At 70.5% G+C, this 11,951-nt stretch carries 11 protein-coding genes and 1 pseudogene; 3 read left to right on the top strand and 9 right to left on the bottom strand.

The features are described from left to right. Both AB0O67_RS06980 and AB0O67_RS06975 read left to right on the top strand, forming a co-directional pair. A partial coding sequence (locus AB0O67_RS06980) for an aminotransferase class III-fold pyridoxal phosphate-dependent enzyme (protein WP_365446989.1) occupies positions 1 to 486 on the top strand: 486 nt, incomplete at its 5' end. A 427-nt stretch (positions 487 to 913) separates the two neighbouring features. Beyond that, the gene (locus AB0O67_RS06975; protein ID WP_365446987.1) at positions 914 to 1,558 is read left to right on the top strand and encodes a phosphatase PAP2 family protein; all 645 of its coding nucleotides are present in this window, start codon (positions 914 to 916) and stop codon (positions 1,556 to 1,558) included. A gap of 26 nt (positions 1,559 to 1,584) precedes the next feature. On the opposite strand, the pseudogene AB0O67_RS06970 reads toward AB0O67_RS06975, so the two are convergent. From AB0O67_RS06970 to AB0O67_RS06935, 8 genes and pseudogenes are all read right to left on the bottom strand, one after another. Further along, positions 1,585 to 1,917, bottom strand: a pseudogene (locus AB0O67_RS06970) (carbohydrate binding domain-containing protein); the annotation flags it as partial. A gap of 112 nt (positions 1,918 to 2,029) precedes the next feature. After that, positions 2,030 to 2,506, bottom strand: coding sequence for a hypothetical protein (locus AB0O67_RS06965; protein ID WP_365446985.1), 477 nt, complete (start codon positions 2,504 to 2,506; stop codon positions 2,030 to 2,032). 113 nt (positions 2,507 to 2,619) lie between these two features. After that, positions 2,620 to 4,050 (bottom strand): FAD-dependent oxidoreductase, encoded by a 1,431-nt coding sequence (locus AB0O67_RS06960; protein ID WP_365446983.1) that lies wholly within the window; start codon positions 4,048 to 4,050, stop codon positions 2,620 to 2,622. Positions 4,051 to 4,073: 23 nt separating this feature from the next. After that, positions 4,074 to 4,874: an ABC transporter permease gene (locus tag AB0O67_RS06955; RefSeq protein ID WP_365446981.1), complete on the bottom strand. Its 801-nt coding sequence runs from the start codon at positions 4,872 to 4,874 to the stop codon at positions 4,074 to 4,076. Then, on the bottom strand, positions 4,875 to 5,801 hold the full coding sequence (locus AB0O67_RS06950) for an ABC transporter permease (RefSeq protein WP_365446979.1): 927 nt from the start codon (positions 5,799 to 5,801) through the stop codon (positions 4,875 to 4,877). It lies immediately after the preceding gene. Next, a complete protein-coding gene (locus AB0O67_RS06945) occupies positions 5,801 to 6,946 on the bottom strand; it encodes an ABC transporter ATP-binding protein (RefSeq protein WP_365446993.1) in 1,146 nt (381 codons plus the stop codon). Before AB0O67_RS06945 ends, AB0O67_RS06950 begins: the two co-directional genes overlap by 1 nt. 8 nt (positions 6,947 to 6,954) lie before the next feature. Beyond that, complete coding sequence (locus AB0O67_RS06940) at positions 6,955 to 8,199, bottom strand: spermidine/putrescine ABC transporter substrate-binding protein (RefSeq protein ID WP_365446977.1); 1,245 nt, start codon at positions 8,197 to 8,199, stop codon at positions 6,955 to 6,957. Positions 8,200 to 8,252: 53 nt separating this feature from the next. Beyond that, positions 8,253 to 9,788 (bottom strand): gamma-aminobutyraldehyde dehydrogenase, encoded by a 1,536-nt coding sequence (locus AB0O67_RS06935; RefSeq protein WP_365446975.1) that lies wholly within the window; start codon positions 9,786 to 9,788, stop codon positions 8,253 to 8,255. A gap of 211 nt (positions 9,789 to 9,999) precedes the next feature. On the opposite strand from AB0O67_RS06935, the gene AB0O67_RS06930 reads away from it, so the two are divergent. Beyond that, positions 10,000 to 10,572, top strand: a complete 573-nt coding sequence (locus AB0O67_RS06930; protein WP_365446973.1) for an NADAR family protein — start codon at positions 10,000 to 10,002, stop codon at positions 10,570 to 10,572. Between the two features lie 364 nt (positions 10,573 to 10,936). On the opposite strand, the gene AB0O67_RS06925 is transcribed toward AB0O67_RS06930, so the two are convergent. Then, a complete protein-coding gene (locus AB0O67_RS06925; protein ID WP_365446971.1) occupies positions 10,937 to 11,932 on the bottom strand; it encodes a DUF4190 domain-containing protein in 996 nt (331 codons plus the stop codon). Between the last annotated feature and the right edge of the window lie 19 nt (positions 11,933 to 11,951).

The following is an 11,951-nucleotide window of genomic DNA, read 5'->3' as shown; positions in this document are numbered from 1 at the left end:
ATCACGACCGCCAAGGGCATCGCGGGCGGCCTGCCGCTCGCCGCCGTCACCGGCCGCGCCGAGATCATGGACGCCGCGCACTCCGGTGGTCTGGGCGGCACCTACGGTGGCAACCCGGTCGCCTGCGCCGGTGCGCTCGGCGCGATCGAGACGATGAAGGAGCTGGACCTCAACGCCAGGGCGAAGAACATCGAGGCGATCATGAAGGGCCGCCTCGCCGCCATGGCCGACAAGTTCGACATCATCGGCGACGTCCGCGGCCGGGGCGCCATGATCGCCATCGAGCTGGTCAAGGACCGCGCCACCAAGGAGCCGAACGCGGAGGCCACCGCCGCCCTCGCCAAGGCGTGCCACGCCGAGGGCCTGCTGGTCCTGACCTGTGGTACTTACGGCAACGTGCTGCGCTTCCTGCCGCCGCTGGTCATCGGCGAGGACCTGCTGAACGAGGGCCTCGACATCATCGAGCAGGCGTTCGCGCGCATCTGAGCGCGGGGGCGTTCATCCTGCGCCCCAGGCACAGGGCATGTGAAGAACGTGTGCGAGGTGGATGGCGGGACGGGAATCCGCCTGTCGCACCCGCTGAGCCTGTCGTAGGTTCTTCTCAGTTGAGAGATACACCCCACTCGCGGGGAACCGCGGGTGACAGGCCGAGGCCTCCCCAGCTTCGACCTGGTCGTGCCCTCGCGCACACCGCCGGAGCCCTGGGCTCCGGATCTCCTCACCGATCGGACGGTCGCCCGCCCCAAACCCCCCGGGGCGTGCGACGTTCCGGTCCGGACGGCCGCCTGGGAGCGGTACGCCCCTGAAGGGCCGGCGCACACCCCCCCTTGCGCCGGCCCTTCAGCGTGTCCGGCGTCATCAGTGGTTGAGACCTGTGGTCGCCACTGCCGCGGCACCTGCGAAGCTGGTCCCCGTGTTCCCTCTGCTGCTCGCCCTGCCCGCCGTCCTCTTCGCGCTGATCACCTGGCAGGTGGTCGCCGACGGCCCGCTGGTGCGGCTGGACGAGCGGGTCAGCGGCGCGCTCGTCCAGCCGGACCGGATCTCCGAGCTCCTGGCCGATCTCGGCAACGCCCCGGCGGCCGTCCCCGTCCTCGTCCTGGTCGCGGGGTACACCGCCTGGCGGGCCCGGCAGGCGGGGGCGGAACGCTGGTGGCTGCCGGGCACGGCCGCCGTCGCCCTGATGGCGCTGGTGCCCGCCCTCGTCGTCCCCCTGAAGGAACTGACCGACCGTCCCGGTACGCCGGTGGTCCCGCCGGCCACCGGCTACTACCCCTCCGGCCACACCGCGACCGCCGCGATCGCCTACGGCTGCGCGGCCCTGCTCCTCCTCCCCCGGCTGCGCTCACCGGCCGCGCGACGCGCGCTGGTCGCCGGCTGCGTGGCCGTGGTGCTCGGCGTCTCGTGCGGTCTGGTCCGCCGCGGCTACCACTGGCCACTGGACGTCGTGGCCAGCTGGTGCCTCTGTGCGGCGCTGCTGACGTGCTACACGCGGATGCTCAGCCGAAGTAGCCGTCGAACGTCCGCTGGAACTCCCAGTTCGCGAACCGGTCCCAGTTGATCGACCACGTCATCAGGCCGCCAGGCCTGCCAGTCGGGGGCGGACTGGGTCCAGGTGGAGACGTCGGCCGTGCCGGTGCCGGAGGCGCCGAGGTAGGCGTAGGAGCCGCGGACGTGGCCGCTGAGCGTGTAGGAGGAGTCGGGCTTCACGCTCACCGTCTGCGCGCACCGGGCGTTGTCCCCGCCGGCCGGGGTCGCCTTCAGCGCGGAAGCGCCGCTGCGCACGGGTGAGTTGACGGTCGTTCTGGATCCGGCGGAGCAGGTCCAGCCGTCGAGAGAGGACTCGAAGCCGCCGTTGCGGGCGAGGTCCGCGTCGGCCGCACGGGCGGCCGACGAGAGCGCCGCGACGCCGGACAGCATCACTGCCGCGGCGGCGAGCAGGGCAAGAGGTCTGAAGGTCCACAAGTGCCTCCAGGGAGGGAGGAATTGGAGGGTGGAGCGCCCACAACTTGGTCCAGACCAATTGCTCTTGTCAAGGGTTCTGGTCGGCCACCCCTCCCTCTCCCCTCTCGGTCGCCAGGCCCGCCGCCGCCTCGTGCATCGCCAGCTCCAGCAGGGTGGGGTCCGTCAGGGTGCCCGAGCCGTCCGGGGGGAACAGCCAGCGCACTCCGCCGGTCGCACGACCCGGGTACGGGACGACGATCCAGGTGCCGGCGCCGGCGGAGCGGATGCCCGTGCCGACCCAGCGCGACGCCGTGCCCGGCGGTACGAAGAACCCCAACCGGGCGTCGCCGAAGTGGACGAGCACCGGCCCGGGCTGGTCGAGGATGCGGGTCAGGACGTCGAGCGTGGGATAGCCGAGCTCGCCCGGCAGGATCAGTACGTCCCAGGCGCGGCCGGCGGGCAGCAGCGCGACCCCCAGGGGATTGCGCTCCCATTCCCACCGGCAGGCCTCGGGGTCCGGTGCGACGGATGCGAGCCACTCGACCGCCGTCTTCGCCCCAGTCATGAGAAGACCTCCCTCGTTACGCGTCGACGCTGGTCGCGTCACGGGGGAGAGGGAGGTCTGGCCCAGGCATTACGCGGCTTCCGGCACACCATTCGAGTGAACCGGATCACACCTCAGCTGTCGAAGCCGAGCCCCAGCCGGTCCATGGCGCGCAACCACAGGTTGCGCCGGCCACCGTGGGCGTCCGCCCTGGCCAGCGACCATTTGGTGAGCGCGATACCGGTCCACGCGAACGGCTCCGGCGGGAAGGGCAACGGCTTCTTGCGCACCATCTCCAGCTCCGTGCGCTCGGTCCGCTCCCCCGCCAGCAGGTCCAGCATCACGTCGGCGCCGAAGCGGGTGGCGCCCACGCCGAGGCCTGTGTAGCCGGCCGCGTACGCGACCTTGCCGCCGTGCGCCGTGCCGAAGAAAGCAGAGAAGCGCGAGCAGGTGTCGATGGCGCCGCCCCACGCGTGCGTGAAGCGGATCCCCTCAAGCTGCGGGAAGCAGGTGAAGAAGTGCCCGGCGAGCTTGGCGTAGGTCTCCGGGCGGTCGTCGTACTCGGCGCGCACCCGGCCGCCGTACGGATAGATCGCGTCGTAACCGCCCCACAGGATGCGGTTGTCGGCGGACAGCCGGAAGTAGTGGAACTGGTTGGCGCTGTCCCCGAGGCCCTGCCGGTTCTTCCAGCCGATCGCGCCGAGCTGCTCGGCGGTGAGCGGCTCGGTCATCAGGGCGTAGTCGTAGACCGGGACGGTGTACGGGCGGACGCGCTTGACCAGGCTCGGGAAGATGTTCGTGCCTAGCGCGACCCTGCGGGCGCGGACCTGGCCGTAGGGGGTGCGTACGGCCATTCCGGCGCCGTACGGCTTCAGGGTGAGGGCGGGGGTGTTCTCGTGGACGCGCACGCCGAGTTCGAGGCAGGCGCGCTTGAGGCCCCAGGCGAGCCCGGCGGGGTTCAGCATGGCGACGCCGCGGCGGTCCCACAGGCCCGCCTGGAACGTCGGCGAGTCGACCTGGGCCCGTACCGCCTCGGCGTCCAGGAACTCCACGCCCTCGGCGAGGCCCGCGCGTTCCATCTCCTCGTACCAGTAGCGCAGTTCCCGCGCCTGGTAGGGCTCGGTGGCGACGTCGATCTCACCGGTGCGCTCGAAGTCGCAGTCGATGGCGTACCGGGCGACCGCCTCCTCGATGCCGTCGAGGTTGCGCTCGCCCAGCTCCTGGAGCTTGTGGACCTCACCGGGCCAGCGGGTCAGGCCGTTGGACAGGCCGTGGGTGAGGGAGGCGGCGCAGAAGCCGCCGTTGCGGCCGGAGGCGGCCCAGCCCACCTCGCGGCCCTCCAGCAGGACGACATCCCGTCCGGGGTCGCGCTCCTTGGCATTGAGCGCGGTCCACAGTCCGCTGTAGCCGCCGCCCACGACCAGCAGGTCGCAGGTCTCGGCGCCGGTCAGCGCTGGCTCGGGGTGGGGCCTGCCGGGGTCGTCCAGCCAGTACGCGACCGGCCGGGCTTCGGAAAGGGACTTCGTCCAGTTGTCGTTGCCACGGCTCATGGCGCTTGGGGCCATGATTTCAACTCCCTACGAGTGCATTACGCCTTCTGGCGCTTTCGGCGGCTGCCGATGGCCATGGCGGCCAGTACGAACAGTACGGCGATGACGAACATGGCCGTACCGATGACATTGATCTGAACGGGCGTTCCGCGCTGGGCCGAGCCCCAGACGAACATGGGGAAGGTGACGGTCGAGCCCGCGTTGAAATTGGTGATGATGAAGTCGTCGAAGGAGAGCGCGAAGGCCAGCAGCGCGCCCGCGGCGATTCCGGGGGCCGCGATCGGCAGCGTGACCCGGACGAAGGTCTGCAGCGGGCCGGCGTACAGATCGCGCGCGGCCTCCTCCAGTTTCGGGTCCATCGACATCACACGCGCCTTGACGGCCGTCACGACGAAGCTGAGGCAGAACATGATGTGCGCGATCAGGATCGTCCAGAAGCCCAGCTGGACGCCCATGTTGAGGAAGAGCGTCAGCAGCGAGGCCGCCATCACCACCTCCGGCATGGCCATGGGCAGGAAGATCAACGAGTTGATGGCGCCCCGTGCGCGGAAGCGGTAGCGGACCAGGGCGAAGGCGATCATCGCGCCCAGCAGCGTGGCCCCGAGGGTCGCCCACAGCGCGATCTGGAGGCTGAGGGAGAGCGAACCGCACAGGTCGGCGACCCCGCACGGATCCCGCCAGGCGGTCGTGGAGAATTCCTGCCACTCGTAGTTGAAACGGCCCTTCGGCTTGTTGAAGGAGAAGACCGTCACAACGACGTTGGGCAGCAACAGGAATCCGAGCGTGAACAGCCCGGCGATGACGACGAGATGGCGCTTGAGCCAGTTGACGAAGGCCATTTAAACCAGATCCTCCGTCCCGGACTTGCGGATGTAGAGCGTCACCATGACGAGAATCGCGAACATCAGGATGAAGGAAAGGGCGGCGGCCGTCGGATAGTCCAGGATCCGCAGGAACTGCGACTGGATGACGTTTCCGATCATGCGGGTGTCGGTGGAGCCGAGCAGATCGGCGTTCACGTAGTCACCGGCGGCCGGGATGAAGGTCAGCAGCGTGCCGGAGACCACACCCGGCATCGACAGCGGGAAGGTCACCTTGCGGAAGGTCGTGGACGGCTTGGCGTACAGATCGTTCGCCGCCTCGTGCAGCCGGCTGTCGATGCGCTCCAGCGAGGTGTACAGCGGCAGGATCATGAACGGCAGGAAGTTGTACGTCAGCCCGCACACCACCGCCAGCGGCGTGGCCAGCACGCGGTCCCCGGCGGTCATGCCGAGCCAGCTGGTGACGTCCAGGACGTGCAGGGTGTTCAGGGCGCCGACGACCGGGCCGCCGTCCGCGAGGATCGTCTTCCAGGCGAGTGTGCGGATCAGGAAGCTGGTGAAGAACGGCGCGATCACCAGGATCATGATCAGGTTCCGCCAGCGGCCCGCGCGGAACGCGATCAGATACGCCAGCGGGTAGCCCAGCAACAGACACAGGATCGTCGCGGAACCCGCGTAGAGCACCGAGCGCAGGAACTGCGGCCAGTACTCGGTCAGTGCGTTCCAGTAGGTGGCGAAGTGCCAGGTGACCTCGTAGCCCTCCTCCAGGGAGCCCGTCTGCACGGACGTGGAGGCCTGGTAGACCATCGGCAGCGCGAAGAAGACGATCAGCCACAGGATGCCGGGCAGCAGCAGCCAGTACGGGGTGAGCCGGCCGCGCCGGCGGGCCGGCTTCTTCACCGGTTCGGGCGCGAGCGGCGGTGGCGCCTCGGTGAGCGTCGACATCAGGCGGCCTCTTCCTCGATGCCCGCGTCGATGTCCTGGGTGGCGTCCAGCCCGAAGGTGTGCGCCGGGCTCCAGTGCAGGACGACGTCGGCGCCCGGGGTGAGCCGGCCGTCGCGCTCGACGTTCTGCACGTACACGGCGAACTCGGGGCAGACGGCACTGTCGACGACGTACTGCGTGGACACGCCGATGAAGCTGGCGTCGGCGATCTTGCCGGTGATCCGGTTGCGGCCGGCCGGGATCTCCCCGGCGTCGTCCGCGTGGACGAGGGAGATCTTCTCGGGGCGCACGCCGACCAGCACCTTGCCGCCCGTCTCCGTGGAGGCGGTGCACCGCCCGGCGGGGAGCGTGAGCTTGCCGCCGCCCGCCTTGACGACGATCTCGTCGCCCGCCTTGGTGTCGACCTCGGCCTCGATCAGGTTGGAGGTGCCGAGGAAGTTGGCGACGAAGGTGGTGCGCGGGTTCTCGTACAGCTCGGCGGGGGCGCCGAGCTGCTCGACCCGGCCCGCCTTCATCACGGCGACGGAGTCGGCCATGGTCATGGCCTCCTCCTGGTCGTGCGTGACGTGGATGAAGGTGATGCCGACCTCGGTCTGGATGCGCTTGAGCTCCAGCTGCATCTGGCGGCGCAGCTTGAGGTCGAGGGCGCCGAGCGGCTCGTCGAGGAGCAGCACCTTGGGGTGGTTGATCAGGGCGCGGGCGACGGCCACGCGCTGCTGCTGGCCGCCGGAGAGCTGGTGCGGCTTCTTGCGGGCCTGCTCGCCGAGCTGGACCAGGTCGAGCATCTCGTCGACCTGCTTCTTCACCGACTTGACGCCCCGCCGGCGCAGGCCGAAGGCGACGTTCTCGTAGATGTCGAGGTGCGGGAAGAGGGCGTACGACTGGAACACCGTGTTCACCGGCCGCTTGTACGGCGGCAGCGCGGTCACGTCCTGGTCGCCGAGCGACACGGTGCCGCCCGACGGCTCCTCAAGTCCCGCGATCATCCGCAGTGTCGTGGTCTTGCCGCAGCCCGACGCGCCGAGCAGGGCGAAGAAGGAGCCCTGCGGAACGGTCAGGTCCAGCGGATGTACGGCGGTGAAGGAGCCGTAGGTCTTGGTGATTCCGGAGAGGCGGACGTCGCCGCTGCTGTCCTTCGTCGTCATCGTCGTCGTCACGCCCCTGTGAGCTTCGCGAACTTCTCTTCGTAGGCCGTCTCTTCCTTCGCGCTCAGGGAGCGGAAGGCGCGAGACTTCGCGGCCATGTCCTTGTCGGGAATGATCAGCGGGTTGTTCGCCGCGTCCTGGTCGATCTTGGCGAGCTCCGCCTTCACCCCGTCGACCGGGCACACGTAGTTGATGTACGCGGCGAGCTGTGCGGCCGGTCCGGGCTCGTAGTAGAAGTCGATGAGCCGCTCGGCGTTGGTCTTGTGGCGGGCCTTGTTGGGCACCAGGAGGTTGTCCGTGGAGGTCATGTAGCCGCTGTCGGGTATGACGAAGTCGACGTCCGGGCTGTCCGCCTTGAGCTGTACGACGTCGCCGGCCCAGGCGACGCATGCCGCCAAGTCGCCCTTGCTGAGGTCCGAGGTGTAGTCGTTGCCCGTGAACCGGCGGATCTGGCCCCGGTCGACGGCCTTCTGCATCCGGGCGATCGCCGCGTCGAAGTCGTCGTCGCTGAACCTGCCCGGATCCTTGCCCATGTCCAGCAGCGTCATGCCGACGCTGTCGCGCATCTCGGACAGGAAGCCGACGCGGCCCTTGAGCTTGGGATTGTCGAGCAGGTCGGACACGGAGGTGACCTCGACCCCGTCCAGCGCCTTCTTGTTGTAGGCGATGACCGTGGAGATTCCGGTCCAGGGGTAGGAGTACGCCCGTCCCGGGTCCCAGTCGGGGCTGCGGAACTGCTGGGAGAGATTGGCGTACGCGGTGGGCAGGTTGGACGCGTCCAGCTTCTGGACCCAGCCGAAGCGGATGAGGCGCGCGGCGAGCCAGTCGGTCACGCAGATCAGGTCGCGGCCGGTGGCCTGACCGGCCGCCAGCTGCGGCTTGATCTTGCCGAAGAACTCGACGTTGTCGTTGATGTCCTCGGTGTACTTGACGGTGACGCCGGTGCGCTTCTTGAACTCGTCGAGCGTCGGATGGCGCTTGCCGCTCTCGTCGACGTCCATGTACTCGGTCCAGTTGGAGAAGCTGACGGTCTTCTCCTTCGCCGAGTGGTCCTCGGACGACACTCCGGCGTTCTGTGCCGCGGGCGGGATGCCGCAGGCGCTCAGCGCTCCCAGCCCGCCGACCGCGAGCGCGCCGCCGGTGGAGGCGCGCAGCAGCGAACGGCGGGAGAGGGAGGCCCTGCCGCTGCGGAGGCTGCGCCGCATGGCGGCCACTTGGGCCGCGGACGGGCGGTCGGGCTCGTACTGCTCCATGCGCGTGGTGCCCTTTCGGGATCGGCGGCCGCGGTTCGGGCGGCCTGTCGTGGTTATCGGTCCCCGAAGATCGTGCGGTGCCAGTCCTTGCGAACGACCGCCGTGTTATCGAACATAACGTGCTTGAGCTGCGTGTACTCATCGAACGAGTACGTGGACATGTCCTTGCCGAAGCCGGATTGCTTGTATCCGCCGTGCGGCATCTCGCTGATGATCGGAATGTGGTCGTTCACCCACACGCACCCGGCCTTGATCTCGCGGGTGGCGCGGTTCGCACGGTAGACGTCACGGCTCCAGGCGGAGGCCGCGAGACCGTACGGTGTGTCGTTGGCGAGCCGGATCCCTTCCTCGTCGGTGTCGAAGGGCAGGACGACGAGGACCGGCCCGAAGATCTCGGACTGCACGATCTCGCTGTCCTGGGGCGCGTCCGCGACGAGCGTGGGCCGGTAGTAGGCACCCTGCTTCAGCTCGCCCTGGGGGGCCTCTCCACCGGTCACCACGCGCGCGTAGGCACGCGCCCGGTCGACGAAACCGGCGACGCGGTCCCGCTGGACGTGCGAGATCAGCGGCCCGAGGTCGGTGCCCGCGGCGAACGGGTCGCCGAGCCGGACGCTCTCCATGAGGGCGGCGGTGCGCTCCACGAAGGCCTCGTAGAGCGGCCGCTGCACATACGCGCGCGTGGCGGCCGTGCAGTCCTGGCCGGTGTTGATCAGCGCGCCCGCGACCGCGCCGTTGGCGGCGGCCTCCAGATCGGCGTCGTCGAAGACGAGGAAGGGCGCCTTGCCCCCCAGCTCCAGGTGGAGCCGCTTGACGGTGGCGGTGGCGATCTCGGCGACGCGCTTGCCGACGGCGGTGGAGCCGGTGAAGGACGTCATCACCACGTCCGGGTGGCCCACGAGGTGCTCGCCGGCCTCCTTGCCGGTGCCGGTGACGACGTTGATCACGCCGTCCGGGACACCGGCGTCGGTCGCGGCCTGCGCGAACAGCAGGGAGGTGAGCGGGGTCAGCTCGGCGGGCTTCAGGACGATCGTGTTGCCCGCGGCGATCGCCGGCAGGATCTTCCACGCGGCCATCTGGAGGGGGTAGTTCCAGGGCGCGATGGAGCCGACGACGCCGATGGGCTCGCGGCGGACGTACGAGGTGTGGTCGCCGGAGTACTCACCGGCCGACTGGCCCGTCAGGTGCCGGGCGGCGCCGGCGAAGAACGCGGCGTTGTCGACCGTGCCCGGCACGTCGAACTCGCGGGTCAGCTTGAGGGGTTTGCCGCACTGCAGGGACTCGGCGCGGGCGAAGTCCTCCGCGCGCTCGGCGAGTACGGCGGCGAAACGGTGCAGGGCGTCGGAACGCTCACCGGGGGTGGCACCGGCCCACGCCGGGAAGGCCTCGCGGGCGGCGGCGACGGCCGCGTCCACGTCGTCCGGCCCCGCCAGTTCGTAGGTGAAGATCTCCTCGCCGGTGGCCGGGTCGACCACCGCGTGCGTGCGACCCGAGGTGCCCTTCGTCAGGCGGCCCGCGATGTACTGGGCGCCGTCGGCGAAACGGTCCTGGGCGGGGAATCGTTCCGGGGTGCTCTTGCCCGGGTTGTGCATGTCGCTCTCCTCCGCCGTCGCCCCGCTGTCCCTCGGAGCGGGTGGCGTAGCTCCAGCTCGAATTGAGTGCCGATCCTGACAGAGGGGTGGCCGTCCAACAAGTGATTCCGTTGTTGCCTTTTGGTTAAGCGACGGAATCTGTCGACCAGGTGTCGAGTCGGCGCCGAAAAGGAGGGACGGAGTGTCAGTGGTGCCTGCCAGACTCCCATGCATGGAGAGCATCAGGGGAGTGATCGATTCCCGGGACGCGCTGGTCAGGGAGGTCCGTGCGGGTGCCCACCTCAAGTATCTGCACTTCTGGGGACACCGGCCGCGAGCGGACGGACGGGTCGGCGCGAGCTGTCTGAGTCAGTGGTGGCCGTCGCCCTTCACCGTGGACGGAGTGGAGTACGCGACGGCGGAGCACTGGATGATGGCCGGCAAGGCGCGGCTCTTCGAGGACGCGGAGGGGGAGCGTCGGGTGCTGGCTGCCGGGCATCCCGCCGAGGCGAAGAAGGCGGGGCGACTGGTGCGCGGCTTCGACGGCGGGGTGTGGGAGCGCGAGCGGTTCGGAATCGTCGCCGAGGGCAGCTTCCACAAGTTCGCCGCACACGCCGACCTGCGGGAGTTCCTGCTGGGCACCGGTCAGCGGGTCCTGGTGGAGGCGAGCCCGGTCGACCCGGTCTGGGGAATCGGCCTCACAGCGGACGACGAGGCCGCGACGGATCCGGAGCGGTGGCCGGGGCTGAACCTGCTGGGGTTCGCGCTGATGGCGGCGCGGGAGAGGTTGCAGGCGCAGGTCTAGGAGGAGGGCGGCTGCAGAGGCCTCCCCTGCGGGCGCCCAGACGGGGACTTCCCGCCACGGGCACCCGGACGGAGGCCTCGCGCAACGGCACCCTGAGGGAGACTTCCCGCCCGGAGCGCCGCCGCGCCCTCCGGCCGAGGGCTCCGGCCCAAGAGCTCCCGGCCGGCACGGAGGGCCCGGTACTGCCTGACCCGGGGTTACTTCACCCGCGCCGCCGTCCCACCACGGCAGGCCGGCCCGCAGGGCCCCGCACTGCCTGACCCGGCGCCACTACTTCACCACCACCCGGCCCGAAAGGCCCTGTGCTGCCGAGCCTCGGCACCGCACCCCCGCCGGTGCCCGCCTGGCGCACCTGGGGCGGCGGCTACGGCGCCAGGATCACCAAGAGGCCCACCACGACCGCCAGGACCACGCCCGCGGCGCCGCAGATGATGCCCGCCAAAGCCATGCCGGGATTGGTGGCCTCGCCGCGGCTCGCCTTGGCACGACCGAGGCCGCCGAAGATCACGGCCAGGATGCCGAGGACGATCGCCACGGGCCAGAGGCAGAAGACGACGACCCCGACGATGCCGACGACCAGACTGGCGGTGCCCATGCCGTTGCTGGGTTCGGGCTGGCCGCCGGGCCAGCCGTAGTAACCCGGGGCGCCGTGCGTGTGGGCGCCGCCGTAGACCTGCTGCGGGGGCGCGGGATAGCCGTAGCCGGCCGCCGGATATCCGTACGGGACCTGGCCGGGGCCGTCGGGGGCGATCGGCGGGGGCGGGAGGTCATGGGGGCCCGGCCCCGGCGCGGCGAACGGGTTGCCGGCAGCAGGGTTCGGCGGCGGGAAGGGCGCCGGGTTGCCGGCCGCCGGGTTCGGCGGCGGGAACGACGCGGGGCCGCCGGCCGAGGGCGTACCGGGGCCGGGCTGTGCGGTCGGGGCCGCCCACGGCGGGGAGGCGTCCGCGGCCGGGAAGGACGTGACCGTCTGCTGGTCGTGCATGGAGGGAGGCACCGGAGCACCGGGGCCGGTCGGCGAGACGACGGTCTCGCCGGGACCCGCCGGGGTGCGGTGCGCCGGAGGCGCCCAGGGGTCGGGTTCGGGGCCGCGCGGATCCGCGGCGGCCCCCTTGTCCAGCGGGACCCGCGGCGGAGCTTCCTGGCCGACCTCGGGAATCGCGCCCGCGTCCAGCGAGACGTCCGGCGCCTCGGGCGCCGCGTCCTCGGGCCACTGCGGCGGCGTCCACGCAGCACCGGCGGCAGGGGCACCACCCGGCGCGGCAGCACCAGGCGTCACACCACTCGCCGCCGCCCCCGTCCCGTCGGCACCGTGCCCGGCGTTGTTCTCCGGCGCGGCCGGCGGCTGCGCGTCGTCGGTCATGCGCGGGACCCCCTCTGTC

Origin of the sequence: Streptomyces sp. NPDC086077 (genome assembly GCF_040686175.1) — a bacterium.
GTDB lineage: Bacteria > Actinomycetota > Actinomycetes > Streptomycetales > Streptomycetaceae > Streptomyces.
Note: the sequence above shows the minus strand (reverse complement) of the source record. Positions and strands in the feature narration are given on the sequence as shown.

Bases quoted from the DNA above. Each gene is read 5' to 3' on its own strand.
- AB0O67_RS06940 (WP_365446977.1), bottom strand. From the start codon at position 8,199: ATGGAGCAGTACGAGCCCGACCGCCCGTCCGCGGCCCAAGTGGCCGCC.
- AB0O67_RS06960 (WP_365446983.1), bottom strand. From the start codon at position 4,050: ATGGCCCCAAGCGCCATGAGCCGTGGCAACGACAACTGGACGAAGTCC.
- AB0O67_RS06925 (WP_365446971.1), bottom strand. From the start codon at position 11,932: ATGACCGACGACGCGCAGCCGCCGGCCGCGCCGGAGAACAACGCCGGG.
- AB0O67_RS06935 (WP_365446975.1), bottom strand. From the start codon at position 9,788: ATGCACAACCCGGGCAAGAGCACCCCGGAACGATTCCCCGCCCAGGAC.
- AB0O67_RS06930 (WP_365446973.1), top strand. From the start codon at position 10,000: ATGGAGAGCATCAGGGGAGTGATCGATTCCCGGGACGCGCTGGTCAGG.
- AB0O67_RS06955 (WP_365446981.1), bottom strand. From the start codon at position 4,874: ATGGCCTTCGTCAACTGGCTCAAGCGCCATCTCGTCGTCATCGCCGGG.
- AB0O67_RS06950 (WP_365446979.1), bottom strand. From the start codon at position 5,801: ATGTCGACGCTCACCGAGGCGCCACCGCCGCTCGCGCCCGAACCGGTG.
- AB0O67_RS06965 (WP_365446985.1), bottom strand. From the start codon at position 2,506: ATGACTGGGGCGAAGACGGCGGTCGAGTGGCTCGCATCCGTCGCACCG.
- AB0O67_RS06945 (WP_365446993.1), bottom strand. From the start codon at position 6,946: ATGACGACGAAGGACAGCAGCGGCGACGTCCGCCTCTCCGGAATCACC.